Source organism: Stieleria marina, from assembly GCA_007741555.1.
GTDB lineage: Bacteria > Planctomycetota > Planctomycetia > Pirellulales > Pirellulaceae > K23-9.
In genome coordinates, this window is the sequence record CP036526.1 from 1 (window position 1) to 24368 (window position 24368).

25 protein-coding genes are annotated in these 24368 nt (G+C 53.3%); 15 read left to right on the plus strand and 10 right to left on the minus strand.

Features of this window, described 5'->3' with window-relative positions; genetic code table 11:
- Together K239x_RS00005 and dnaN are read left to right on the plus strand one after the other, a co-directional pair.
- Window positions 1–1098, plus strand: coding sequence for a helix-turn-helix domain-containing protein (locus K239x_RS00005; RefSeq protein WP_145415677.1), 1098 nt, complete (start codon window positions 1–3; stop codon window positions 1096–1098).
- A 467-nt stretch (window positions 1099–1565) separates the two neighbouring features.
- Window positions 1566–2684 (plus strand): DNA polymerase III subunit beta, encoded by a 1119-nt coding sequence (gene dnaN, locus K239x_RS00010; RefSeq protein WP_145415678.1) that lies wholly within the window; start codon window positions 1566–1568, stop codon window positions 2682–2684.
- Here dnaN and K239x_RS00015 read toward each other — a convergent pair.
- The 3 genes from K239x_RS00015 to K239x_RS00025 all read right to left on the minus strand — a co-directional run bounded on the left by K239x_RS00015 (window position 2681) and on the right by K239x_RS00025 (window position 5708).
- Window positions 2681–3781 (minus strand): succinylglutamate desuccinylase/aspartoacylase family protein, encoded by a 1101-nt coding sequence (locus K239x_RS00015; protein ID WP_145415679.1) that lies wholly within the window; start codon window positions 3779–3781, stop codon window positions 2681–2683. The two genes, dnaN and K239x_RS00015, sit on opposite strands and share 4 nt — an antisense overlap.
- A 133-nt stretch (window positions 3782–3914) precedes the next feature.
- Entirely contained in the window at window positions 3915–5120 is a 1206-nt protein-coding gene (locus K239x_RS00020) for a RimK family alpha-L-glutamate ligase (RefSeq protein ID WP_145415680.1), read from the minus strand.
- Between the two features lie 87 nt (window positions 5121–5207).
- On the minus strand, window positions 5208–5708 hold the full coding sequence (locus K239x_RS00025; protein ID WP_419189480.1) for an ATP-dependent zinc protease family protein: 501 nt from the start codon (window positions 5706–5708) through the stop codon (window positions 5208–5210).
- Window positions 5709–5910: 202 nt separating this feature from the next.
- Between K239x_RS00025 and K239x_RS00030 the strand changes: the two genes are divergently transcribed.
- From K239x_RS00030 to K239x_RS00045, 4 genes are all read left to right on the plus strand, one after another.
- Window positions 5911–6216 carry a DciA family protein gene (locus K239x_RS00030; RefSeq protein WP_145415681.1) on the plus strand — a complete coding sequence of 102 codons (306 nt, stop codon included), beginning with the start codon at window positions 5911–5913 and terminating at the stop codon, window positions 6214–6216.
- A gap of 24 nt (window positions 6217–6240) precedes the next feature.
- On the plus strand, window positions 6241–6867 hold the full coding sequence (locus K239x_RS00035) for a DNA-3-methyladenine glycosylase I (protein WP_419189481.1): 627 nt from the start codon (window positions 6241–6243) through the stop codon (window positions 6865–6867).
- A gap of 77 nt (window positions 6868–6944) precedes the next feature.
- Window positions 6945–7559 carry a hypothetical protein gene (locus K239x_RS00040; RefSeq protein WP_145415683.1) on the plus strand — a complete coding sequence of 205 codons (615 nt, stop codon included), beginning with the start codon at window positions 6945–6947 and terminating at the stop codon, window positions 7557–7559.
- Window positions 7560–7599: 40 nt separating this feature from the next.
- Complete coding sequence (locus K239x_RS00045; protein ID WP_145415684.1) at window positions 7600–7929, plus strand: hypothetical protein; 330 nt, start codon at window positions 7600–7602, stop codon at window positions 7927–7929.
- Window positions 7930–7957: 28 nt separating this feature from the next.
- On the opposite strand, the gene K239x_RS00050 is transcribed toward K239x_RS00045, so the two are convergent.
- Window positions 7958–9160, minus strand: coding sequence for a tetratricopeptide repeat protein (locus tag K239x_RS00050; RefSeq protein WP_145415685.1), 1203 nt, complete (start codon window positions 9158–9160; stop codon window positions 7958–7960).
- Window positions 9161–9299: 139 nt separating this feature from the next.
- Window positions 9300–10410 (minus strand): peptide chain release factor 2 gene (prfB, locus tag K239x_RS00055; RefSeq protein ID WP_419189482.1). Its coding sequence is split into 2 segments (ribosomal slippage): window positions 9300–10340 and window positions 10342–10410, totalling 1110 coding nucleotides; the frame shifts between segments, so codons are not numbered across the junction.
- 84 nt (window positions 10411–10494) lie between these two features.
- Between prfB and mnmA the strand changes: the two genes are divergently transcribed.
- The 5 genes from mnmA (at window position 10495) to K239x_RS00080 (ending at window position 15219) form a co-directional block, all read left to right on the plus strand.
- Entirely contained in the window at window positions 10495–11646 is a 1152-nt protein-coding gene (gene mnmA, locus K239x_RS00060) for a tRNA 2-thiouridine(34) synthase MnmA (RefSeq protein ID WP_145415687.1), read from the plus strand.
- Window positions 11647–11895: 249 nt separating this feature from the next.
- Window positions 11896–12828, plus strand: a complete 933-nt coding sequence (locus K239x_RS00065; RefSeq protein WP_145415688.1) for a rhomboid family intramembrane serine protease — start codon at window positions 11896–11898, stop codon at window positions 12826–12828.
- Window positions 12829–12881: 53 nt separating this feature from the next.
- On the plus strand, window positions 12882–13460 hold the full coding sequence (locus K239x_RS00070) for a redoxin domain-containing protein (protein ID WP_145415689.1): 579 nt from the start codon (window positions 12882–12884) through the stop codon (window positions 13458–13460).
- A 98-nt stretch (window positions 13461–13558) separates the two neighbouring features.
- A complete protein-coding gene (locus K239x_RS00075; protein ID WP_145415690.1) occupies window positions 13559–14353 on the plus strand; it encodes a site-2 protease family protein in 795 nt (264 codons plus the stop codon).
- A 605-nt stretch (window positions 14354–14958) separates the two neighbouring features.
- Window positions 14959–15219, plus strand: coding sequence for a hypothetical protein (locus tag K239x_RS00080; protein WP_419190132.1), 261 nt, complete (start codon window positions 14959–14961; stop codon window positions 15217–15219).
- A 207-nt stretch (window positions 15220–15426) separates the two neighbouring features.
- Here K239x_RS00080 and K239x_RS00085 read toward each other — a convergent pair whose 3' ends face one another.
- The 4 genes from K239x_RS00085 to K239x_RS00100 form a co-directional block, all read right to left on the minus strand.
- Window positions 15427–16503: an Mrp/NBP35 family ATP-binding protein gene (locus K239x_RS00085; RefSeq protein WP_145415691.1), complete on the minus strand. Its 1077-nt coding sequence runs from the start codon at window positions 16501–16503 to the stop codon at window positions 15427–15429.
- 273 nt (window positions 16504–16776) lie between these two features.
- A complete protein-coding gene (locus tag K239x_RS00090; RefSeq protein WP_145415692.1) occupies window positions 16777–17184 on the minus strand; it encodes a hypothetical protein in 408 nt (135 codons plus the stop codon).
- The gene (locus tag K239x_RS00095) at window positions 17181–18578 is read right to left on the minus strand and encodes an AAA-type ATPase lid domain-containing protein (RefSeq protein WP_419189483.1); all 1398 of its coding nucleotides are present in this window, start codon (window positions 18576–18578) and stop codon (window positions 17181–17183) included. The genes K239x_RS00090 and K239x_RS00095 overlap by 4 nt, the downstream gene beginning before the upstream one ends.
- A 158-nt stretch (window positions 18579–18736) precedes the next feature.
- The gene (locus K239x_RS00100) at window positions 18737–19012 is read right to left on the minus strand and encodes a calmodulin-binding protein (protein WP_419190124.1); all 276 of its coding nucleotides are present in this window, start codon (window positions 19010–19012) and stop codon (window positions 18737–18739) included.
- A 367-nt stretch (window positions 19013–19379) separates the two neighbouring features.
- On the opposite strand from K239x_RS00100, the gene K239x_RS00105 reads away from it, so the two are divergent.
- The 3 genes from K239x_RS00105 to K239x_RS00115 all read left to right on the plus strand — a co-directional run bounded on the left by K239x_RS00105 (window position 19380) and on the right by K239x_RS00115 (window position 22495).
- Entirely contained in the window at window positions 19380–20789 is a 1410-nt protein-coding gene (locus K239x_RS00105) for a hypothetical protein (protein ID WP_145415695.1), read from the plus strand.
- Between the two features lie 68 nt (window positions 20790–20857).
- Entirely contained in the window at window positions 20858–21538 is a 681-nt protein-coding gene (locus K239x_RS00110) for a DUF3299 domain-containing protein (RefSeq protein ID WP_145415696.1), read from the plus strand.
- 174 nt (window positions 21539–21712) lie between these two features.
- Window positions 21713–22495 carry a DUF3299 domain-containing protein gene (locus tag K239x_RS00115; RefSeq protein ID WP_419189484.1) on the plus strand — a complete coding sequence of 261 codons (783 nt, stop codon included), beginning with the start codon at window positions 21713–21715 and terminating at the stop codon, window positions 22493–22495.
- 58 nt (window positions 22496–22553) lie between these two features.
- Here K239x_RS00115 and K239x_RS00120 read toward each other — a convergent pair whose 3' ends face one another.
- Window positions 22554–23729 carry an aldose 1-epimerase family protein gene (locus K239x_RS00120; RefSeq protein WP_145415697.1) on the minus strand — a complete coding sequence of 392 codons (1176 nt, stop codon included), beginning with the start codon at window positions 23727–23729 and terminating at the stop codon, window positions 22554–22556.
- Between the two features lie 216 nt (window positions 23730–23945).
- Between K239x_RS00120 and K239x_RS29015 the strand changes: the two genes are divergently transcribed.
- Window positions 23946–24332: a hypothetical protein gene (locus tag K239x_RS29015; RefSeq protein ID WP_473163557.1), complete on the plus strand. Its 387-nt coding sequence runs from the start codon at window positions 23946–23948 to the stop codon at window positions 24330–24332.
- The last annotated feature ends 36 nt before the right edge of the window (window positions 24333–24368 follow it).

Consider the following 24368-nt stretch of genomic DNA (forward strand, 5'->3'; position numbering starts at 1 on the left):
ATGATCGCCACGCAGCCCACCGTCACGTCTTTTCCACTGGAGCGTCCACTGCTCCGGGCTCGGTGGCGTGACGCAACGGCTGGCAACAATCCCGCGTTGCCATTCTTTATCGCGGGTACCGAAAATCGTCTGATCACATCGGTTTGCCAAAGCAACTCGGGCGTCTTTGATTTGGGTAATCCTGTGTTGCTAATCGGGCCCACCGGCTGTGGCAAAACCTCTCTCGCGTTGCACTTGGCCGCTCAACAAGCCATCGCTCTTGGCCAAGTCCAACAAGTCGGCGCGGTGAAGTATCTGCCGGCGATTGATTTTGCTCGTGGATTCGCCGAAGCATCCGCTGCCGACGACATGCCTCCGTTTCGTGCGGAAATTGATGATGCTCCCGTGTTAGTCATCGATGACTTGCATCTGATGGCAGACAAAGCGCCTGCTCAAGAAGAATTGGCCGCTCGCATCGAAATGCGTACCGATGCCCAGCGACCGACGCTAATCACTTGTCGCCGTTTGCCCCCGGAAATCCGGTCGTTTCGTCCGCGTTTGGTAAGTCGAACCCTGCACGGTCTGACGTTGCCAATTCGTTTGCCATCAGGTGAGGCGAGACGATTGATCCTACGCGAACTCGCGATGATGAATGACGTCAATCTGGACGAAGCGTTGTTTGATGCGCTCGATGCTGGGTTAGAAGATGACCTGTCCGTTCGAGCCTTGGACGGGGCTATGAAACAGGTGTCGTTGTGGTGCCGCATGAATGATTCTGCTGTCGATCTGGCGGCCATCAACAACGCGATCGGAGCGACCAAGCGAAGCGATGATGTGTCGCTAGGAAAGATCTGCCGAGTCGTGGCACGCCGCTCGGGATTAAAAACCGCTGACCTGCGTAGCAGTTCTCGTAAGCAATCCGTTGTACGCGCCCGATCCTTGGCAATGCTGATTGCGCGACGGCAGACTGGCAACAGCCTGGATCAGATTGGCAAGTACTTTGGCGGCCGCGATCATTCAACGGTCTTGCACGCGATTCGCAAAAGTGAATCGATGTTGGACTCTGATACCGATCTGCATCAGACCCACAACGATGTCACTGAGAAATTGTTCTCGTAGACGTCGCGTCAGTCAGCGAATGTCTGTCGGACATTGCTGATTGCTCTCTCTGTGCCACGACAATCCAAAGTATTTTTTTGTGGATAAGTCGTCGGTGTTTTGGTCGCCCACTGTGCTGCACCAATGTTCGTCTTTCTCCCGTGTCATCTGCCCCTGTGATTGGTTGTCTAGAACCCTGCCTGTTCTGCACAAACCAACTACCGAAGAAGAACGGGTTTTCCACTGTCTGATTGTTCTCGTAAGTATTTGATATTTCTCTACTTACGCGTTCGCGTGGTTAGTTATAGACACCATGTTGTTTCGGGTTACGAATACGACGTTAGATAAATCTTACTTACTCTAATAGCTTGCAGCATTTGCTGCTGCACTAGCATCTATCAACCCCGTGCGTTGTGATCCATCTGCCGGTACAACATGCGAGACGTTTTTGATGCCTCCCCCACCCACGGTTTCTGAGTCCCGGCTGAATGAAAATCTCTTGCCAACGCGAATCACTCACCAGCGCATTTGCACTTGCCGCCAGCATTGCTCCTGCTCGTTCGCCAAAAGAAATCCTTCAGAACGTCAAAATCACAGCGTCCGGTGGAAAGCTGACTTTGACAGCGACCGATATGGAAGTTGGCATTCGCTTGGAACTCTCCGAAGGCGTTGAGGTCGAAACCGAGGGCACCGCCTTGCTGCCGGTTCAGCGGACGATGGCCATCTTGCGAGAAAACAACGACGAAACCCTGACATTTGAAACCGACGATTCCGGCATCAAAGTCACTGGTTCGCGAAGTAAATTCAAACTGCCAGGCAACAATCCCGATGAGTTTCCAAGCGTCGATGGATTTGACGAAGCGAAGTATCACGTTCTGCCAACGCGACTTTTCCGGTCAATGGTCAAGCGAACGGTGTTTGCAACTGACAGCGAAAGCAGCCGCTATGCCCTTGGCGGAGTGCTTTTGGAACTCGAAGGCGAAAGCGTGATCGCGGTCGGCACTGACGGACGTCGATTGGCCAGAATGGAAGGCAAGGGCGAATCGGTCGGGGAGCACGGCACAACTGGCACAAGCACCATCGTCCCGACTCGAGCCATTCAGTTGATGGAACGAGCGTTGGACGACAAGGACGAAACCGTCGACGTAGCGGCTCGTAACAATGACCTGCTACTGCGGACTTCTAAAGCCGTGATCTACTCTCGGCTGGTCGAAGGTCGCTATCCAAATTGGCGTCAAGTCTTTCCACAGCGAGAGAATGCGATTCAGCTGGACATGACGGTGGGGCCATTGTTTGCCGCTCTGCGTCAAGCAGCGATTGTGACCGACCACGAAAGCCGTGGCATTGATTTCACGTTTGCCGACGGCACGTTGAAATTGGAAGCCAGCACGGCCGACATTGGTGAGTCGCAAATCGAATTGCCAATCGCTTATGACGGCGAATCCATCACGCTGACGATGGATCATCGCTACGTCGCTGATTTTTGCAAAGTGCTGGACAACGAATCGACGTTTATCATGGAGATCGAATCAGGAGCCGCTCCGGCACTCTTGAGCACCGATGATGGTTACGGCTACGTGATCATGCCAATGGCTCGCGATCGCTAGTCCAAGTCGTCGGCTTCTTTTTCGACGACCATCACGTTGGAAGACAAATCATCCAGCGTTCGCTCTTCCAGCGATTGTTCTTCGGGGCCGCCAGTTTCGATACGGGCTTCTTTGATGTCGCTTCCCGTGCCTTTGGGAAGCCGACCGACCATGCAAAGTGGCTCTCCTGGACTGATGGCTGGCAGGGTCGTCATCCCCAAGATCACGCCGTTAAACGGGGCGACCAAGACGGATTGCTCGGTCCCCAGCAAGTCGGTGTTGCTTGCCAAGGGTTGATCTTTTTGGACGATCTGGCCCGGCTGGACATGGAACTGCAGAAAACCGCCTCGGTCGGCGCGAATCCATTTAGTTTGTTCAACCACAAACTGCGTTTCGGGGGTTTCGATATCGCCATCGATCATGTTCAGCGAAACGAGAATGTTCTTGATACCGCGAACGGCGGTGTGAACGATCGCGGGTTCCACTTTCCATACTTCGCCGCCTTCCATCACGATGGTGGAACAGCCCGCCTTGCACGCTTCGCGGCGAAAAGCTCCTTCGGGGCCGGGAGAGTTCAAGATGAACTCGCTTCCAAACGCAAACGCTAAATCACGGGCCAGAGGGTTGCTGCAATCGGCACGCACATTGGGATAATTTGTGCGTCGAACCGATGCGGTGTGGAGGTCGATGCCGAAGTCAGAACGGGTGACAATTTCTTCAAAAATCTGATTCGCCATTCTTCCAGCCAGCGATCCCGTTTTGGAGCCGGGAAAACAGCGATTCAAATCACGACGATCTGGTAGGTAGCGACTGTGTCGGTCGAAGGCCAGCAGATTCAGAATAGGAACCAGTATTAACGAACCCTTTTGCAGCTCGAATTCCGAATCGCAAATCAGTTGGCGAATCGCACCCGTCCCATTGAGTTCGTCTCCGTGAAGTGCAGCGGTGATGAAGACAACCGGTCCGTCTTCCTTGGCGCGTTGGATCTGAATGGGAATACGTAGCGAGATACCGCTGTAGGATTCGCTGACGGCCAAGCGTACATTTGACGTTTCGCCAGCGGGAACGGCTTGCCCTTGCCAGTTGTCGATGGGCGTTTTTTTGCGACTGGAAAACATGCGAGTAGACAGCTTTCTATCAAATTTTGGTGACACAAAAGTAGCTTTCACCTTAGACGTTAATACGTTGCAAAACATCTGCCACCAATCCATCAGCCAATCGAATCAGTGACAACGGGACTTCCGTGTTCGTTTACGGGGTCGTTTCGTGGGTTGGCACATCGGTCGACAGTACTTTGACCTTTGGGCTTCGTTTGCGACGGTTCCGTTCGGGGACCATCGAACGCATGACTTCCATTTTACCAAAGCACAAGAGACGGTCCTCGGGCTCTAACGTGCGTTTCAGACGGGGGTTGGGGATCACCGTCGTGCCACGGTAGAGCGTCAAAACGTTGATGTCTAACTCTGGCAAACCGGATTCGTCGATCGTCTGACCAATGAATTTTGACCCCGCGGGGATATGGATTTCTGTTACTCCATAACCGCGACTGACGGTCAGTCGTTGCCTGAGATCGATCTCAGGGAAATCGACTTGAGCGGCAACGTAGTCGACGATCGCACCGGCGATGTCCAGTTGGGTACAGTTTTCGATGCCTTCCAAACCAGGTGAAGAATTGACCTCCATGACTTGAGGTCCTTCTTTGGTCTCCAGCATGTCGACACCGGCTACTCGCAGCCCCATGATTTGAGCGCAACGCACCGCGGTTTCGCAGTAGGTTTCGTCCAAGATGACACGTTCGGCAATTGCACCGCGGTGAACATTGCTGCGAAATTCTTGCCCCTGGGCAGTGCGTCGCATCGCGGCAACCACACGATCACCCACCACAAACGCACGAATGTCGCGGCCACGGCTTTCCGATACGAAACGCTGAATCAAAACGTTTTGTTTGGTGCTCTGCAGCGTCTGAATGATTGCTTCGGCGGATTGAACTGTCTCGGCCAGAATGACGCCAACGCCTTGGGTGCCTTCTAAAAGTTTGACCACAATCGGCACGCCGCCAACGCGTTCGATCGCAGGTAGGATGTCTTTGCGTTCACGGACAAAAGTCGTCGCCGGAATACCAATCTGATGACGGCTAAGAATCTGCAGGCAGCGAAGTTTGTCTCGCGAATTCGAGATGCCAGCCGAAGCACTGGTGGTGAAAACATCCATCTGTTCGAACTGGCGAACGACGGCGGTTCCAAAATACGTAATCGACGCACCGATGCGTGGCACAATCGCGTCGTAGTCGCTTAGATGTTTGGAGCGGTAGTAAAGATCCGGCTCGCCTTTGCGGAGATCAATCGAAAATCGCAGCGTGTCCAAAACACGAACACTGTGTCCCCGCGAAACAGCAGCTTCTTTTAGCCGTTGGGTGCTGTAACAGTTGGGGCCGCGAGACAGAATGGCCAGTTTCATAAGTAGTGCTTAGAGCAAGGTCGACGGATTAGGCAGGCGGCGTGAAACTGGTCGCTAAATCAGTCGCTGCGTAATCCGTCGCGACAACTACGAGAGTTTCTTCTTTTTCTTTCGCTTGGGGCGTCCACCGAAATAGGACTTTCCTGGATTGATCAAAACTCGGCCACGGACAGCTTCACGTCCCACTAACATGCGGAATCCCATTTCAGATCGGTCAGCAAGGGTCAGTTCGACCGGCCAAACTTCATTTTTCCAGCGAACGTTTGCCAGAATCACGAAACGTTCTTGCGCCTGGCCCGATGAACTTCGAATATGCCGGACGTCATGGACTTTGGCTTCGCACGCGATCGTCTTTTCGTCATTGCGTTGCACAGGGTGGACCTGAAAACGGACAAAAACTTCGTCATCACGAGTAAACGTCTCGATCTCAAACGCATGCAGACTGGACGATCGTGCTCCCGTATCGATCTTTGCTTTCAAACGAGGCACACCCAAATCAGGAAGCGAAATCCATTCGCGCCAGCCCATGATCGGCATTGAACGTTCGTCGGATGGCTCATCAAAAGCCGTTGGATCGGTCAGATTCACAGAATTTCCTAGTACCAAAGGGTCACGTCGATTTCATTCTAGGGGTAACTAAGCAGTCCCGCGACGCCGGTATCCGTGTTGAAGCAGATCTGCGTAGCCAGAGGGTCACAAACGCGAATCGATCCCATTGGAACAAACACCAGCGGACGTCTACACTTCTCGGTTCGTTTTCTGTAAGCCACGCTGAATCGAAAATCTGCCCATGTCCGACAAACCACGCGTCCAGCGAATCAGTACTTTGGTAAGCCAACTGATGTCGCGGCGAGGTTACGCACAGATGATCGCTGGCGAAGACTTTCATGCCACGATTGGAATGGCAGTCGGTGGACAACTTGGTTCTGCAATTACGGTCGGCAAACTAAAACGCGGTGTGCTGCAAATTTATGCCGCCGATTCGGTTTCGTTGCAAGAATTGAACTTTCAAAAACGATCGATCCTGAAACAGATTCAAAAAGACTTGCCGCAGAGTAAAGTCACCGATGTACGTTTTCGGATTTTGACGAAGTGACGGAAAACCAGTGACGAAATCTCCGTGAGCAAAGACACACCCAGCACCACTAAGTTGGACGATCGCATCCGTCGCTGCTGGTGGTGCGGTACTGATCCGATTTACATCGCATACCACGACGACGAATGGGGCGTGCCGGTTGGTGATGATCAAAAGCTGTTCGAGAAAATGTGTTTGGAGGGGTTTCAGGCGGGTTTAAGCTGGATCACGGTGCTGAAAAAACGCGATGCTTTTCGCAAGCACTTCAAGCAGTTTGATTTCACCAAAGTCGCTCGACTTAAAAGTGCTGCTGTCGATCGTATGTTGCAAGATCCAGGCATCATTCGGCATCGCGGAAAAATAGAATCGACGATCAACAACGCAAACCAAGCGATCAAGATTGTCGACGAATTCGGATCTTTGGCAAAGTTCTTTTGGCAGTTTGAACCTTCCAGATCCAAGGTGCTACGCAGTCGTGGCCAAGTCCAAGCCAGCACACCCGAATCAACCGCCATGAGCAAGGAACTGAAGCGTCGTGGGTGGTCCTTTGTAGGGCCGACGACTTGCTATGCGTTGATGCAAGCAATGGGAATGGTCAACGATCACTTGAAGACTTGCGATGCGTGGCCGCGAATTGACAAGGCTAGGAAGTCTTTCAAAAGACCCAAGTAGCGATCAAGCGACATTGGCTAATGTGCCGATTTTAGCGGGTGGGTTCACTTCCACGCTAACATCTTGCAGAAACTGATATGGTTGGATCGCAACACACTCGTGCAACTCAGGTTTCACGCAAGTCGACTTTTGTCGTCATCACAATGCTGTCGCTCTTTGCAGTTGGATCGACGGGTTGTGCGACGATCGTCAGCGAAAAACGGTACCCCGTTACGGTGACCAACACTCAAGCTCCGACGTACTTCTCAATTCAGAATCGTAAGAACGAAACCATTCACCAAGGCGTCACGCCTCAGCAAGTGACTCTGGATGCGAAAGCGTTTCCTTTCTGGCCAGCCAAGTACTCGGTAGTGTTTGCCGGCAATGACGCAACGACACAGACGGTGCCGTTGAAAGCCAAGATCGATCCGTGGGTGGCCGGCAATATTGTCATTGGTGGCGTAGCGGGCACTGTGATCGACGGTGCGACCGGTGCGATGTTCAAGCTACCCGCCGAAGTCAAAGGTCAAATCCCACCACAGTTTGCCGTGACAGACGTCAACCAAGGTTTCTCGCTCGCAGCGGCAGCTGTGAAAGTGCCGGCCGCAGCACCAGTGGTCGCAACGGTGTCAGGGCAAGGCGTGGAACCGAAAGTACAGACCGCATCAGCTCGTGTTGGCGACTACTCACAACCAGCGACGTTTCGCCGTTAGATGGCTCGGTCGGGTAGATTATCTCTAAAGGCCAATCACTATGAAACAACTTCTTTCAATCGCTATCGGCATCGCTTGTTGCTCGGTGGTCGAAGCGGGTTTGCAAACCCGCATTGATCTTCCAACGCCAAGCTCTCAAGGGAGCAACGTGGAATCATCTGAAGTGTATGAGTACGTGCCGCTTGCAGAGCAGGTCTTTCCAGAGACGCCGGACTCTCAACTCCTACGCAAAAGCAAATTCCAATCTCAAGTGAATTGGCTTTTGAAAAGACAACGACAATCCTCAAAGTGGGAAGAGCGTCAGAGGAAACTGTACGAAAGAATTCGCCAGCAAAAGTTACTCGAAAACGCTGAGCAGAAATCCAAATAGCGATCGAGCGACCATGGAGTCTCGCGATTCATGCGCTGTCAGAAAGGTTCTTCGTCCGGCGTAAACGTGACACGACGTAGACGCAAACACCGACGATGCAGAGTCCAATGATGACAACAACGCCGATCACAGGATTATGGTCGTCACCGCTGGAATGACGCGGATCATAGGTAACAACATGACGCAAAGGATCGGTTTCTAGTGCGGTGGGTTGGAGACCACGATACGTAGCGTTGAATTTTTCATCGACGGCGGCGCCTTCTTTGATCCATTGGGCTTCCTGTTCTACGATACTGGCAAACCATGATTCGGCATCTTTCCGTTCGCGAGTAAAGTCATCGTTGAGCGCGGATTCGGGTACATCTTCATTCTCGGTGACCTTCCAGGTGTATTGTTGCCAGTGAATTGAATTGGCGGCCCGTTGTTGGTAGGCATCTTTCGCGGCTTTCTCTTTTGCGTTGATCGCCGCACTTTTGTAAGCACGGTAGGCCAATTGGTTTGCACCGAGCGACAATTGCAAATCGCCCAGCACTTCAAGCAGGATTGGCGAATCGTGTCGAGAGAACCTCATCATTCCAAGAATACCAGTGATCGCTTCGTTGGCTTGGCTTGTTGACAGCTTGTTCTTTTCGGCACCCATCTCCCGGGGCAAATACCGGTAGAAGTTTTCTCGTTTTTGAGCGGGCGTTTCGTCGTCGCGAGATCCGAGCGGCAGCTGAACCTTGCCATCAACGGAACTCGAAATCACGTAGTTGATCAGATGGACTTGATACTTTTCGCGTCCAAAATGAGCGTCGGGATTTACCTCGATCGCTTTCTCGATGTACTCCACTCCGCTTTGTAGTTTGCCGCTGTGGATCAGGAACGTGCCAAGGTTGGCGAGTGATTCGTAGCGATCGGGAGTTACAGCGAGCTGACGTTTGGCAACGGCGATGGCTTCGTCATAGCGTCCCAATTTTTCATACGAGACAGCGACATCATCAAGCAAACGATCGTCATCTGGATTTTCTTTCAGCTTCTCCAAACGATCTTTCAGACGCCATTCGTAAAAAGCATCAGAATGGCGTGGGAATTTACCCAGAATGATTTCCAGTGCTGTCGGAAAACGCATGCGTTCTTGCAAAAGCGTTTCCGAGTCCCAATCACAGGCGATCGACTTGGAACCGATGCTACAAAATTGCACGACCGCAATCAAAACGACGATGCGATAAAGCAGCCCTGGCTTGCTCAATCGTCGACATGTCCAAAGAAAGCACAATTGACCGCTCGCCAGTTCGAGAAATTAAACGCGGAGTTCAAGCTTTACTTACCATCATCTTCACTAGCGATCCTTCGGTAGTGAAGCTCGAACTCTCGCGATGTTTCGTCAACTACTCTTTCACTTGTTTGCCGGCTCGCAACCTGAGGAATGCGTCGAAGAAACCTTGCAGTTCACTGCCGTCCAGCACGCTGTTGAAATTACCGACGTAGTGTCCCGTTCGTGCATCCTTTACGCGTTGGTCGGGATGCAGGAAGTAATTGCGAATCTGACTTCCAAATCCTGTCCGTGCTTGCGTGCCGTACTTCAATGCCGTTTCGGCTTCACGTTTTTCTTCTTCCAAACGAGCCATCTTGGCACGTAGCATTTTCCAAGCGGTGTCGCGGTTTTGGTGTTGGCTACGCTGGTTCTGACATTGCACGACCGTGTTTGTCGGCACGTGTGTCAGGCGGATGGCACTGTCGGTTTTGTTAACGTGTTGTCCACCGGCACCTGATGCGCGATACGTGTCTTCGCGGACGTCTTTCTTTTCGATTTGGATATCGATCGAATCGTCAATTTCGGGAGAGACGCTGACGGCGGCAAAACTGGTCTGACGTTTGCCTTCGCTGTTGAACGGGCTGATCCGAACCAATCGGTGAATGCCTTCTTCACCTTTGAGGTATCCGTAGGCCATCGGTCCACGAATGGCGATCGAAGCGTGGTTGATGCCGGCTTCTTCGTTGTCCTGTCGGTCCAAAAGTTCGATTTTGTAGTCTTGTCCAACGGCCCAGGCGGAGTACATCCGCAGCATCATGTCAGCCCAGTCGTTGGCGTCGGTACCTCCATCACGAGCATTGATCTGCAGAATCGCTCCCGCGTTGTCATTGGGGCCGTTTAGCAGCGCTTTCAGCTCCAAATTGTCCAAGATGCTCTCCAACCGTGTGACTTCCTCGGACACCTCGACGGCGATCGATTCGTCTTCATCAGCCATCTCAAATAGCGCACCTAAATCTTCGACCGCGCTGGACAATTCGTCCAAGGGACCGACAATGCTCTTGAGTCCTTTCAACTGGCCGATCACGATCTGGGCGGCATCGTTGTCGTCCCAGAATCCGGCTTCAGCCATTTTGGCTTCGATCGTTACGATCTCCGCACGTTTAGTAGCGTGGTCAAAGAGAGTCTCCGAGCTGTTGCAGGCGCTCGTTGATCGTTTCGCTACGTTGAACCAGTTCGGCGTCCATGACGTCGTTGACTCCAGAGTTAGGTGTTACGTTCGCGAGCGTCTGACAAGCATCAATCGCTCACAAGGATAAGGGAAACTATACATGGCACGCATTGTTCTCGCGATGAGTGGCGGCGTCGATTCAAGCGTCGCGGCTCATTTGCTGTTGGATGCTGGGCACGAAGTCATCGGCGTGTTTATGCGCCACGGCGAAGAATCCGCCCAAGCCTACGGCGAAGCAGCTTGCCAGGCGACCGGCGGTGACCCTAAGTCGCCCCCCGCTACATCGCTGCCAGTGGTCGGTGCACTTCGACAAGAGCGAGCCGACCACAAACAGGGCTGTTGCACGGCGTCGGATGCCGCGGATGCTCGCCGCGTCGCATCAGCGATGAACATTCCGTTTTATGCGTTGGACCTACAACAAGATTTCAAACGGATTGTTGACTACTTTGTCGATGACTACTTGAGCGGGCGAACGCCCAATCCCTGTGTGAAGTGCAACCACTGGATCAAGTTTGGAAAACTGTTTGATTACGCCGACGGTGTGGATGCAGATTTCGTCGCCACGGGACATTATGCCCGAATGCAAGACGGTGGACTTCATCGGGGACGCGATAGTAACAAGGATCAGTCGTATGCGCTGTTTGGTATTCGCCCCGATCGATTGCCGCGAATGATGTTGCCGGTTGGTGATTTCAACAAGCCACGTATCCGCGAAATCGCCGAAGAGCTTGGGCTAGGTGTGGCAGGCAAAAAGGACAGCCAGGAAATTTGTTTCGTCACCCAAGGTCACCACAGCGATTTTGTCAAAAGTCGCCGCCCCGATCGAGTGGGCACGACTTCGGGCAACATCGTCACGACCGCTGGCAAAACAGTCGGAACGCACAACGGATACGAAGCGTTTACCGTTGGCCAACGAAAAGGATTGGGCGTCGCGATGGGGTCGCCGCACTTTGTCGTTCGCATCGAAACCGAAACAAACGATGTCGTGATCGGTCCGCAGACATCACTTCAGCGAAATGGTCTGTCGGCGGACGATGCGAATTGGTTGATCGACCCCAACGACTTACCCGAAAACGTGTCCGTGCAGTTTCGATACAACGGATCCCCCAAGAACGCGACGGTGAAGATTGATCCGGCTGACGCCACACAGTTTGATGTTGTATTTGATGAGCCGCAGTTGGCGATTTCGCCCGGGCAGGCTGCCGTGGTCTACCACGACACGCTGGTGGTCGGTGGTGGTTGGATCAAATAGGCCAGCGATGCCCAAGAAAGCAATTGGGAAAGAGGGCAGTGTTTTGCAGATAGCAGCAGTGTTTTGTTAAACCAATTTGCAACGCGTCGGGTCTCCCAGATCTCTCCTGTCGATCTGGCGTGAATGGGCAGAGCATCGTTTCGGGACGATTTGCGGTGTTTTACCAATATCGACGTGCCAGGGTGCGAATTGCTACGATGAATCGACATTCACACGCATTCAATACTTCATTCAAACAGCAGCAAAACCATGGGTCTTTATGACCGTGACTATGGTCGCGAGTACGGAGATGAAACGGCCTGGGATCGCCACCAGCGTTCTCAAGACAAAAAGCCCAAGAGCGCCGCGATCATCCTGATGATCATCACGGTTGTTGTTCACTTCGTCGACATGATGTCGACGCAAACCGTCGAGACGCAAATCGGTTCGCAATCGTTGGGTTGGTTGTATCCCTACTTTGCGACGTTTCACGATACCGCGCTGAAGCCTTGGACTTGGTACCAATTTTTGACGTACGGGTTCTTGCATGACCAAAACGAAATTGGGCACGTCCTTTTCAACATGGTCGGACTGTTCTTTTTTGGTCGCGCGGTCGAGCAAAAATTGGGCTTCGACGAATTCATTCGATTCTACTTGTTGTCGATGCTGGCAGGCGGAATCGCTGGGTGCGCCGGGTTTTGGCTGATGGGCATCGACCAGGGCAGCGTGGTGGGCGCCAGTGGTGCCGTGCTTGCGACGACAATCTTGTTTGCGTGTTACAACCCGAACGCTGAAATCCTCTTGATGTTTGTCTTCCCGGTGAAGGCATGGATCGTGGCAACCTTCTTTGTCATCTCCAATGTGTCCGGTGCGCTGGGGATCTTTGGCAGCATGGGCGGATCCACTTCCTTCACCGTTCACTTAGCTGGAATCGCATTTGGACTGCTGTACTACTACCAGCAATGGAACTTTGCTTGGTTGGATTTCAGCAAGCTATCGACGATGAAACAGCGAATGAGCCAACGGTCGCGACGGATGAAACTAAAAATTCACGATCCGGATCGAAAAATCGAAAACGAAGCGAGCGAAGCAGATCGCATTTTGGCAAAGATTCACGAGTCGGGCGAAGAGTCGCTGACATCGTCCGAACGTAAAACGCTGGAACGATACAGTCGTCGCCAACGCGAACGCCGTCAGTCGTAGAAAGCGTTGTTTTAACCTTGCAACTTCATCGTCTTTTAAGTTTTCGCAGTACCATGCTTATTCGTATCGCAGCTTGTTTGTGTTTGTTTATCGGTTCGCAATCGGGCCGCGTTGGTTTGGCCGCTGAGACAGCCCAAGAGACTGGCGCGATCGAGATTGGTGAGAAGGCGATCAATTTTGAATTGCCGATCGTCGGCAAAGACGATTTCATCGACTTGCAAAACGAGTACCAACAGGGCATCGTCGTCGTCGTCGTACTGCGTGGTTATCCCGGCTACCAATGCCCGCTGTGTACGTCGCAGGTGAGTGCACTGATCAATCGAGCTCGAACTTTAAAAGACAAGGTTCACAAAGTCGTTTTGGTTTATCCGGGAGAGTCAGACGAATTAAAGCGTCATGCAAAGAAGTTTCTCGGCGCGCGTCGCATCCCCGAACCAATTGTATTGGTCGCGGATCCCGGAATGAAAATGGTGCAGTCTTGGGGAGTGCGATGGAACGCGCCACGAGAGACCGCGTACCCAGCAACCTTCATTGTCAAATCCAACGGACGAGTGGCTTGGAAAAAAGTCAGTCAATCACACGCTGGCCGGTCGAGCGTTGAAGAAATTGTTCGGCAGCTGAAGAAGCTGTAACACCCGCGTGGACCTTTTCGGTGGTCTGGTGAAAGAATCCGATACGATTCGTTAGACTAAGTCGCTCTCCGCCCGCGACCTTCATGACGACACAATCGATGCTCCTTCAAGAACCGCCCGCATCACAGTACGACCTCCGATTCAATGCATTCGGATTTCCAGTACGAATCGCCTGGACGTTTTGGCTTGGCGCGCTCGTGATCGGATTTGATTTTGTTCGTGGAATGGACATGGCATTTGGCGAAGAGAGTCCTGGGATGGGACCGCTGTTGATTCTCTGGACTGCCGCGCTGTTTCTATCGATTCTGATTCACGAATTAGGGCACGCGTTTGCGTTTCGTCATCAGGGCATCCATTCGTCCATTGTGCTTTACCATTTCGGCGGTTTAGCAACGCCCGTCGCGTCGATGATTCCGGGTCGATCGATCGGGCGATTGACGCCCAAACAGGACTTATGGATTACGTTTGCAGGTCCATTGATTCAACTTGCCGCGGCCGCCGTCATCATGTTCGGCCTGAAGGCATTGGGCTATGAGGTCGCGGCTCTAAAAACGTTGCCGGCCGGACTTGATGTGTTGTCGGAGTACTTTCCTGGCGAACGGATTGAGAATCCGGCTTTGTTCGCGTTTACATTCTTCTTTGTGTTTCCCAGCATCGTGTGGGCGCTACTAAATCTGTTGCCGGTTTGGCCGCTCGATGGTGGGCACATCATGCGTTCGATTGTGTTGTTAACAGGTGGCGATGAAAGCCAGTCACTTTGGATCAGTGTTGGGGCAGCAGGGTTACTTGCAGCCTACGCGCTAACGCACGGTCAGACCTTCATGGGAATCTTCTTTGCGATGTTTGCAGTGCAGAGTTTTCAAATGTTGCAGCAAAGAGGCGGTTGGCGCTAACTATTTTTTTCGTTTTGCGCGGCTTGCGTTTTGAAGCGTTTGCAACGCAAAACAAAACGGTTACGCATACGATCAGAAAACGTTTTCAACAACGCGGCAGGAGTTCTATTGGCGCAACATCGCTCGAATGAGCATTGCAAACGCAAAGTCAAAACATGTTGGTAGGCTTCACTTTACGTCAACGATGTTAAAATAGGTTCGCATGGTTTGGTTGTCGTCGCTTAGTAACGCGCGCTGTCTCTGTGTTGGCGCACAATCGCGTTGTTCAAAACGCATACAGGTTGTTGAAGAGCGCACCGCGTAGAAAACTTTTTTTGAGTGCAAGCATTTTTTTGCCGAAAACATGTTGCGGAATCTGTGGAAGGTCGTAAAGTTACGCCCAGTTTTTAACGGTTGGATGGATAAGCAAGGTTGGGTAGCTACACAGTACGTGTTGCGTCTGTCTTTTAAGTAAGGCGACACAATATTGAACTTTGAAAGTTGCTCAAAGCTCGTCGGTCCAATCACTATCGACGACAGGTGAGCCGTGGCCGGTGGCTTCCGAAGCGTCCGCTTTGAAAGTCACAAGGACTCGCCGTCGTTTACATCCTTCGCGGAGGAAAAACGTGGCTAAGAAGAAAGCAGCTAAGAAACGCGTAACTAAGAAGCGCGTAACTAAGAAGAAAGCAACGAAGAAAAAAGCAGCTAAGAAGAAGCCTGCTAAGAAGAAAGCAGCTAAGAAGAAAGCAGCTAAGAAGAAGCCTGCTAAGAAAAAAGCAGCCAAGAAAAAAGCAGCTAAGAAAAAGCCTGCTAAGAAAAAAGCTGCCAAGAAGAAAGTTGCTAAGAAAAAGCCTGCTAAGAAGAAAGCCGCTAAGAAGCGTCGTTAGTCTTCTGGATGGAACCCTTCGGGATCCATCTATCGCAGTTCACAGAACCGCCTCCATGGGTTTACCTATGGGGCGGTTTTTTCATGCACTTGCAACCAGCCAAGAATGAATGCTAGCGACGTACACGGCGAGTGCTTGACCGCAAGACTTCGGGCTGCCGTAGCGAAACTGCAGCACGATCTTGACGGGCCTGCAGCGTTAATGGGCCTACAGGGTCGGCAAGCTAGCCTTGGGTGGGTTGGCCGCCGCTTTGGTAGCAAGGCTGCGAACCAGCGATTTAGTCACTGCTTCTAAAGGTGCTCGCGCCGCGGCATCCGATTCGAGCACTTCGGCAAGACGTCCTTCGTCACCAGCGACGCGCAATTTGATGTCGATTGGCATGCCACCCAAAAACGGCACGTTGGTTTCTTCGGCTTTGTCTCTTGCGCCTCCACGACCAAAGATGTCGTAGGTCTTGCCGCAATCAGGACAAAGAAAACCGCTCATGTTTTCGACCATTCCCAAGATGGGAATGTTCACTTTGCGAAACATGCTGATCGCTTTGATCGCATCAAGTAGCGCGACTTCTTGCGGAGTACAAACGACAACACTACCAGCAAGCGGTAGCGCTTGTGAAAGTGTCAACGCAACATCACCGGTGCCTGGTGGCATGTCGATGATCAAGTAATCCAATTCGCCCCAATCAGTGTCGCTTAAAAACTGATTGATCGATCCGTGCAACATCGGTCCTCGCCAGATGACGGCTTGATCGGGTTCGACCAAAAAACCCATCGACATGACCGGCATGTCATCACCGAGCATGATGGGTTCGATCTTTTTGTTTTCGCCGATTGCTGGTCGACCGGTCAGACCCAGCAGGTGCGGGACGCTGGGGCCATAAACATCAGCGTCCATCAAACCAACTTTGGCGCCCAAGCGACGCAAGGTCAGGGCGATCGATGTTGCAACGGTGCTTTTGCCAACCCCACCTTTGCCACTCCCCACAGCGATCACACTCTTGGCTCTCAAACCAATTTGACCGATTCGAGCGGGCGGTCGATCGTGGACCACAAAATCGATCACAACTTCGGTGCCAGGATTCGCTGCAACAATCTTCGATTGCAACGCATCGCGAACGTCTTCGACAATCGGCATGCTGTGGGTTGTCAAACCGATGGTCAGCTTGGCCGTCGATCCATCGACATCGACCGACTTGATCTGGTTCATTTTGTCCAACGGTCGACCGGTTTCGGGGTCGGGATAGTTGGCAATGGCTTGGTGAACGGATTCAACCGAAAGAGACATGATGGATCGTTTTGGCGGGTGGATTGTCGGGGTGGTGCTGACAGAGAGAAGCTCTCGACACCAACCCAATTGAGAACCCTTTCCAGTCTAGAAGCTGGGCCAGATCTGAACACTCCCCGTTGTTTGCCCCTGTACGATCAAGCAATGACTTGGCTGCGGAGCTGGCCACGCGACGGGGCAGCAGAGCACCGCCCGCGGACGTTTTTGGCTGATAAACGCCAGGGAGGTGTAGCGATGAAATGGCAGAAATGCCCGGTGATTGGCTTCGCGGGATTACTTGAAATACCGCAGACACAGGTTGCTCAAACCAGGCAGTTGCTCGGGCTGCGAAATGATGGCCCCGACCCCCAATTCTGTGAGCGCCATTTGATCGCGAGGCGTGATCCCGTTTGCCGCCACAATTTGAAGAATACCTGGTGCGCCCAGGGAGGTGGACGCTACCAGATCATACATCCGGGCAGCACAACTTCCATCAATCTCCCACAGCACAACCGCCTTGCGTTTACCGATCAGCAATCGCCTTACTAGATTGGGCTCAGCGGACACCAGATTCACGGTCATGGGAGCAGGCACCAGATGCGTTGCGAATCGGCGTGATGCGGTCATCCATCGTTGATCGGATTCGCAAACGATCCAAGTTTGAATGAGCGATGGATCAATCAGAGGTGAGATCCCGCTCATTGATTCATCTCGTCGATCTTTCGTAGCAAACGCGCGCGGCTGATACCGAGCCGGCGGGCGGCTTCGGCGCGATTGTTATCGCTAGCTTCCAGCACTTCTGAGATGATTTTGTGCTCGTATCGCCGGACACTCTCGTCAAGTGAAATGTTGGCGGGACGTTGAGTTGCGTCGGCGTGCCCTGGACGAAACGACCGTATCGCTAAAGGCAGATGTTCCAATCCGATGGATTCGCGCGGTGCTGCCGCAATTGCGTGCCGGACAGACGATTCAAGTTCTTCAAAGTTCCCGGGCCACGGATAAACAATCAGTGCGTCCAAAGCAGCGCGTCCGAAACGTTCGGCGTTGCCGTCGCCCGATGCGCGACGCGTATCCAGTGCGGCGGTCGCCAATACAGGAATGTCTTCGACACGGCTGGCCAGAGAATCAATCACGACCGAAAGCGTACTGAGTACATCAATCAATTTGGGATGAAGTCCAATCGTTGACTCCGGTTCCAGCGAGATCGTGTCGTCGTCGTTGCTTTCGCCAAGCGGCTCGCAAAGCAATCGTGGTTGTTCGGTGCAAAGCCCGATCAGTCGCAGCCGTGGTGCAAACGTGGTCAGCAACTCGCTTAGCCGATGTTGTGCTTCGATCGGCATGTCGTCCAATTCGTTGACGAGCACCGTTACGCGAGTGGTTTTTGATTCCGAAAGCTGATTGATCGTCGTCATCAACGTGGCGTCTAGCAATTCGGGGTCCATTAACGGACCTTCGACGCGGACCAGCGGTTCATCCGGAGCCGACTGTTGGTGAACCCTCATGGCGATCGATAGCGAACCGGAACCATCGGGGCCAAAGAACGCCAAGTGCGTGCGGGTCGATGCAGCGACACTGAGTTTCGTCCGCATGCGTCTGGCTTGTGACGAAACACCTGCCGTGGCGATCGTTGCGATGTCCGCGTGATGGGCTCGCCAGGCGTCGAGTTTTTTGCGCAGTTCCACTGCTTGCAGGACTTCAGTCGCACCGCCCGTGTCAGCGACTGCATCGTCAAATTGACCGCCGATCGCAAATGTCATGGAATCCGACGCTGTGCCAGCGCGAACGAATCGGACATCGAGCGGCGTAACTTTACGGCCGTCAATTGGCGGCGGTTGAACACGAAGCGATGCAGTGCCTCGTTCGTTGAAACCAGGAGGCGGCGACAGCGAGGCAGCGACGAAATCCAGAGGATCATCGGAGATCGATGTACCCGCGACGCAATGACGGTCCAGTAGCACGTCGACGTCGATACCCAGCCAGCGCGCAACGGCAGCGGAAAGATAGATCAGGGTGCCTTTGGGCCCGATTACCCACAGCGGTGCGCTGGATGCGTCAAGCAAGCGCGACAGCGAACGGATCTTGGTGCCAGAGGCCATCGCAACAGGGTGTAAGTAGACGAAAATGGGTGGGTGTTTCAAACAACCGTCACCTGTCATCCACTATAGCTACGAAAAGAGACCGATCGCGGTCGGTCTCTCTTCTGCAACAAATCAGTTACGTCAGCTCAACGGCTGCGACCCTGCGTTTGGTTGGCCTAAAAGACGTCCAAATTGAAGTGGTGACCCGAGTGGAAGCGGCGATTGCTGGGGTAGTAGTTGTGCCACTTTTTGTTGTAAACCGGCACTCGCATTTCTTGCGGGTAGCGGTGGTACATGCTGTCGCTACTGCGATAGTACTCTTGGCCCCAGAAATTCTGAGGATAGTACACGTACGGGTAGTGGTAAAAACGGTTCCAGTCGCGGCTGGCCGATTGACCGCCCCAGCTTTGGCCAAATGCGCGTTGGTCAGCCGAAGCGTCTTCGACCAACATCGCTGAGCTACCAATCAGGACGGCTGCGATAATCAAATGACGGAGCATTACTGCTTTCCCCCCTCAGGGCGATCTTGTTCAACCAGATCATCTGGCTTCAGATCATTTGGTTTTTTTTGCGGATAGTTCCGGGGCCAATTGGGCGTAATCAGGCGGCTTTTCAGCCAAACGTCCAACGAGCGAACCCGATGTACCGTCACTATCGGCACAGACGGCACCATCGGTTGAGCCGTTCAGGGAGGGAATTTCAAGGGGAAACCACCGGTGGGGTCCCGGGAACTACCCAAAACGACTTCTCACAGCCCCACAAAGGCACCTATGATTAGGGAACATCCCTAACACATCGCCTTCCTATGGACGTATCGAAATGATGTTCCATCGTTTCTCGTTAGCCGCGCCGCTGATTTTGCTAGCAGCTCTAGCGACTACCAGCAACGCCGTTGCTTGCCCTTTTTGTAATGCTGTTTCACAGACTCTACGTCAGGAAATGGAAGTCATGGACGCCGTCGTCATCGCCACGGCGATGCAGAGCGATGCCACGCGAAACAAAGAGACCGGCGAGATCTTGATGAAGATCGATGTGGTGCTCAAAGGCGACGATCTGCTCAAGGTTGGATCCGAAGTCAAAGCCGTCTACTACGGCGAAGTCAAAGTGGGCCGCCGATTCATGTTGTCCGGTGTGGATCCTCCCGATCTGCAGTGGTCCTGTTTGCCCATCAACGAACGTTCCGAAAAATACATCATCGCGGTTACTAAGCTGGACGACGATCCGCTTGAGCGTCTGCGGTTCTTTTATGATTACTTAGAAGACAAAGATTCGATGCTTGCTCGTGACACGTACGACGAGTTTGCCATCGCACCGTATTCGGCCATCAAAGAACTTGCGCCCGAGATGGACCACGATCAATTGGTCAAATGGTTGCAAGAGCCTGAGATGTCGACGGATCGCAAACGTTTGTATCTGACGATGTTGGGCGTCTGCGGATCCAAGAAAGATTTGCCGATGTTGGAGACACTGATGACCAGCACCCAAAAAAGTACTCGCGGCGGATTGGATGCGTTGATCGCTTGTTATTTGACGCTGGCGGGTGAACAGGGTTTGCCGCTCGTCAACAAACTCTTTTTGGCGAACAAGAAAGCACCTTACGCGGACACCTACGCCGCGATCATGGCGGTACGTTTCCACGGCACCGAAGGCGAAGTGATCGCTCGCAGTGCGTTGGTGGAATCGCTGCACCATGTCCTTGATCGTGCGGACCTGGCTGACTTGGTGATACCCGACCTCGCAAGGTGGAAAGATTGGAGCCAAATCGAACGCTTGAAAAATTTGTTCATTAACGCGGACGAAGACAACAATTGGGTACGTGTCCCGGTCGTCAATTATCTACGAGCCTGTCCGTTGCCTGCCGCAGCAGAAGCCATGAAAGAACTGGAAAAACTGGACCCAGAAAGCGTTCGACGTGCAAATACGTTTTTTGCCATTCCAGTGCCCGCCAAGGACACGGGATCGAGCAGTTCGTCAGTCCGTCGCAAAGCCACTCGGAAATATGCCGCTCTGCCGATCGTTCGAGATCACCAGGATCCAGGCTCCGCAAAAACCGGCACGCTGACCGCGTCCGTCAGCCCCGTCGTACCGAGTTTTCCCCCACAGTTGGCCTCCGACGTTTCTTCGTCGAACCCTTGGACGCTATTGCACGTACTGGCAATGGCGCTTGCCGCGTTGATGATCGCTCAGTTTCTGCTGCTTACGGGCGGCGCGGTGGTCAAGCAAGCGTAATTTCGCTCTCGCAATGGTCATTGAACCGCGGCGTGTTTCGCGTGTTCAATCAAAGGTTTTTAGATCAGATGTCTGCCGAACTTCAAATGTCAGCGGCCGCCGATGAGGCGGATTTTCCGTACCGCGCTATTAGCCGTGCGGCGATCGCATCCGTCGTCTTCACCGTGTTCGCATTGCCGGGTCTGGTTCCGACTTTCGAGCCGATGTTGTTCTTAGCCGTGATCGCAATCGTCGCGGCCCTCGTGGCAATGCGTGCGGTCAAACGTTATCCCGACGAATACAGCGGCCGGGCGATTGCGCTGTTCAGCTTGATTGCTTCGCTGGCGATCTTGGTGGGCGGTGTATCGATGCACACGTACATCTATCTGACCGAAGTGCCCGATGGCTACGAACGAGTGCCGTTTTTCGAGTTGCAACAGCCCTCGGACGCAAAGATCGATGCTCCGACTGAATTGGCCTACGATATCGACGGAAAACCTGTCTTTATCAAAGGCTATATCCACCCGTCATCCGGTGGCGGTGTGCTTCGTCAATTCATCCTGGTCCCCGATTTGGGAACTTGCTGTTTCGGCGGACAACCCAAAAGTACCGACATGATCGAAGTCACACTGCTGGGTGGTAAGACGGTCAAAGCCGGTTTGACCCGGCGAAAACTGGCTGGCAAATTTCAGCTGAATTCGGCACCGCAGGTGGTCACCGACTTTGACAACAATGTGTTCTACCGGTTGCGTGTCGATCAGATTAAGTAGCGATTGATCCAGCGCAGTCCGCAGGAACGGCGGTTGCGAGCGGTTCTTGGGCAACTGTGAATCGCCCAATTTGACATACTCTTGGTGATGCGTTCGGTTGTATAAGCAACATCGACGTGGATGGGTTTCCGCCCCGAGTGTTTCAAATTCCAGATCTTCAATTCGTAGTCTCTTATGAAATCAATCGGCCTATGCGTTGGTTTGCTCGCGCTCGCGATCGGAGCAGTCATGTTGGTTCGACCGGGCAGCAATGCCTCGTCGCCTAGCAGCCAGCCAGTTCCATCGGCAACCGCGCTATCGGACGCTGCCCAGTTAGAGGTGGCCGAGCCGAATGTAGCTCAGTCAGACGTGGCTCAGTCAGACGTGGCTCAGTCAGACGTGGCTCAGTCAGACGTGGCTCAGTCGAGCGGCGACCTTGAGAGTGACTTAGCCCCCAGCGACTCGCAGTCAGCAAATCAGACGCGGCAGGCCGTTCAAACCGACCAGTCCACCGATGCAGCGATCGATCCTCGCACCAAAGGCGTCGTGATCAAAAAGAGTAGCGCGGCGGCCAGAGCCAAAGGTGAAATCACGTTTGACGACCTGCAGTTCAAGATCAAGAAAGACGCCAAGTTCACCGACGAGATGCTGGACGACGATGTCAAATCGCTCGACGGGATCAACGTGCGACTGACAGGATTTATCTTGCCGACCACGTTGTTCAAAGAAACCGGCATCGATCAATTTGTTCTGGTGCGCGACAACCAAGAATGCTGCTTCGGTCCCGGCGCAGCGTTGTTTGATTGCGTGATCGTTGAAATGCAGGGTGACAACACCACGGATTTTGTCACACGACCAGTGACCGTTCATGGCAAGCTCAAGATCGACACCAAGAAATACAAATACCCTGGTGGCAAGGGGCCACGTGGAACAACGCACTTCGCGATCTTCCGCATCGAAGGGCAGAAGGTCGAATAGTTGCTTGGTCAGACGTCGGATGGCAGTGCCGCGTCAACGCACACTGCTGGACGCGTCTCTACGCTCCAGGACTCCAACCGGGCCGCGGCACGTTGTGAATGTCGGCCGGTTCGTCGCCACTGATCGCTTGGATGCGTGCCGAAGCGGCGTTGACCGATTCGGCGTCAGTCAGGGGTGTCAGGCTAACTCGAAACGATTTCGTTTCACCGCCGGCAATCTCTACGACACGACCCTGCTTTTCTTCGTACGATCGTTCGTTGGGAAAGTTCGTGGCGGGTTCGATTCCTGTGACGTAGCCGTCGGTCACAGCACCCGTGTTCTTCCAGAGAATAAATCGCGGTAGCCCTTTGATCTTAAATGTCACACTGACTCCACGTTCGCCGTTGGCCGAACGCAGTAACGCGACGCACTCGTTTGCTTCGTCCGCTCGTGGTTTGGCAAAGTAAACTCGTTCGGCGTATCCTGCTTCTGGTGGACCGTATTGATTCCACTGATCAATCTCGCCCGCTGACAATGCGTCTTTGGGAGCCAGTTCGTCCAGGGGAATTTCGATGCTGGATCCTTCGCCCAAAACCGGCTCGCCGACATTGACGTGGTACAGCAGTTGAATTGTCGTCGGGGCCGATAGCTCGTTTGTCACATCATCCAATAACTCGATTTTTGCGCTGCCCGCGTGGACTCGTAAACGACTCCGAAGCGTCAGGTTTTTGAAAAACAGCCGCGACTCTCGGACTTCACCGATGACTTCCAGACGCCCCGAAGCTTCGTCGTATTCGATGGACAGCGAATCAGCCGCCAGATTGCCGATTCGCCCGTGCAGTGGGTAAACCAGCTGTCCTTTCTCGTCATGTTGCGGTGCTCCGTTGCTCTCCAACCCACAGCGGACAACCAATTCATCGAAGCCTTCCAGCCAACCGAGCCCGCTGGGGTCAAAAATCGGTACTTGTGAGGGATGGACGGGGCCACTGACGGGCGACTGCCAGCCAAACCGCACACCTTCGGATTCCACGCACCAAATCGACATGCCCCGCGTTGGCAGCAGGTAGACTCGCACCACGCCAGTGTCGACTTCGATGACTTCGACCTGGTCTGCCGCACCGCCCACGAAACGCCCGTGACGTGTCTTGATGTCGCCTTGTCGGGTCTCGACGTCCAGCGTCAACGGCGATTTGCTTTTCCACTGAATCGAATCCAGGCGGTTGTCGATACTGCGAAGGTTGGATGATTGGACCATCGGATCAAAGAAAAAAAGTAAGAAATGACAAACAGGGCCAGAGGATTTTCGTCCGTCGGCGAATTAACCTCTGAATCCTCGCCGAATCAGTGGCGTTCTTGTACCCGGCACCAGCAGGCAATAAAACAATAGGCCACTTGGATGCCCAAAAAATGTCTGCATCGCAACATTCTTAGCCCTAAACACACCACCCGAACAGCCCCAAGTAGACGATCGATGACCAATGTGAAATTGGACGCGGGATTGATTCAAGGTGACAGTGTTGCCGGAATTTTGGACTTCGTCATGGATGCGGGCGAAGGCCTGCTGCGGCTGACTCCAACCTGGGTTCCTCGATCATTTTTGCATCCTGGTCGCCGGATCAAACTGCAACCAAACGACCACCATCGTTTTGGAGCCAACCGCGGTGGCATCGATGAACGCTGGTTCGGAAGTACAACCGAAGCTGCCAACGCACCACCGACGCAGTCTTCATTTCGCACACCGCGGCGACTGGCGTTGAAATCAGGCGTTGAAATCGAAAACCTCGGCAGCGAACCACTCGTAGGACTACGCTACTTCGGTCCCAATACTCACAGCAGTCTGCCCAAAGCCGGCAGCTAAACATCGTCTCTTATACTCTTCTCACGCTCTGCGTGG

Bases quoted from the DNA above. Each gene is read 5' to 3' on its own strand.
- K239x_RS00100 (WP_419190124.1), bottom strand. From the start codon at position 19,012: ATGTTGGTCGAAGACGCTTCGGCTGACCAACGCGCATTTGGCCAAAGC.
- K239x_RS00115 (WP_419189484.1), top strand. From the start codon at position 21,713: ATGAAATCAATCGGCCTATGCGTTGGTTTGCTCGCGCTCGCGATCGGA.
- K239x_RS00110 (WP_145415696.1), top strand. From the start codon at position 20,858: ATGTCTGCCGAACTTCAAATGTCAGCGGCCGCCGATGAGGCGGATTTT.
- K239x_RS00105 (WP_145415695.1), top strand. From the start codon at position 19,380: ATGATGTTCCATCGTTTCTCGTTAGCCGCGCCGCTGATTTTGCTAGCA.
- K239x_RS29015 (WP_473163557.1), top strand. From the start codon at position 23,946: ATGACCAATGTGAAATTGGACGCGGGATTGATTCAAGGTGACAGTGTT.
- K239x_RS00020 (WP_145415680.1), bottom strand. From the start codon at position 5,120: ATGAAACTGGCCATTCTGTCTCGCGGCCCCAACTGTTACAGCACCCAA.
- K239x_RS00070 (WP_145415689.1), top strand. From the start codon at position 12,882: ATGCTTATTCGTATCGCAGCTTGTTTGTGTTTGTTTATCGGTTCGCAA.
- K239x_RS00015 (WP_145415679.1), bottom strand. From the start codon at position 3,781: ATGTTTTCCAGTCGCAAAAAAACGCCCATCGACAACTGGCAAGGGCAA.
- K239x_RS00075 (WP_145415690.1), top strand. From the start codon at position 13,559: ATGCTCCTTCAAGAACCGCCCGCATCACAGTACGACCTCCGATTCAAT.
- K239x_RS00085 (WP_145415691.1), bottom strand. From the start codon at position 16,503: ATGTCTCTTTCGGTTGAATCCGTTCACCAAGCCATTGCCAACTATCCC.
- K239x_RS00095 (WP_419189483.1), bottom strand. From the start codon at position 18,578: ATGGCCTCTGGCACCAAGATCCGTTCGCTGTCGCGCTTGCTTGACGCA.
- K239x_RS00045 (WP_145415684.1), top strand. From the start codon at position 7,600: ATGAAACAACTTCTTTCAATCGCTATCGGCATCGCTTGTTGCTCGGTG.
- K239x_RS00120 (WP_145415697.1), bottom strand. From the start codon at position 23,729: ATGGTCCAATCATCCAACCTTCGCAGTATCGACAACCGCCTGGATTCG.
- mnmA (WP_145415687.1), top strand. From the start codon at position 10,495: ATGGCACGCATTGTTCTCGCGATGAGTGGCGGCGTCGATTCAAGCGTC.
- K239x_RS00090 (WP_145415692.1), bottom strand. From the start codon at position 17,184: ATGAGCGGGATCTCACCTCTGATTGATCCATCGCTCATTCAAACTTGG.
- K239x_RS00030 (WP_145415681.1), top strand. From the start codon at position 5,911: ATGTCCGACAAACCACGCGTCCAGCGAATCAGTACTTTGGTAAGCCAA.
- K239x_RS00040 (WP_145415683.1), top strand. From the start codon at position 6,945: ATGGTTGGATCGCAACACACTCGTGCAACTCAGGTTTCACGCAAGTCG.
- dnaN (WP_145415678.1), top strand. From the start codon at position 1,566: ATGAAAATCTCTTGCCAACGCGAATCACTCACCAGCGCATTTGCACTT.
- K239x_RS00005 (WP_145415677.1), top strand. From the start codon at position 1: ATGATCGCCACGCAGCCCACCGTCACGTCTTTTCCACTGGAGCGTCCA.
- K239x_RS00065 (WP_145415688.1), top strand. From the start codon at position 11,896: ATGGGTCTTTATGACCGTGACTATGGTCGCGAGTACGGAGATGAAACG.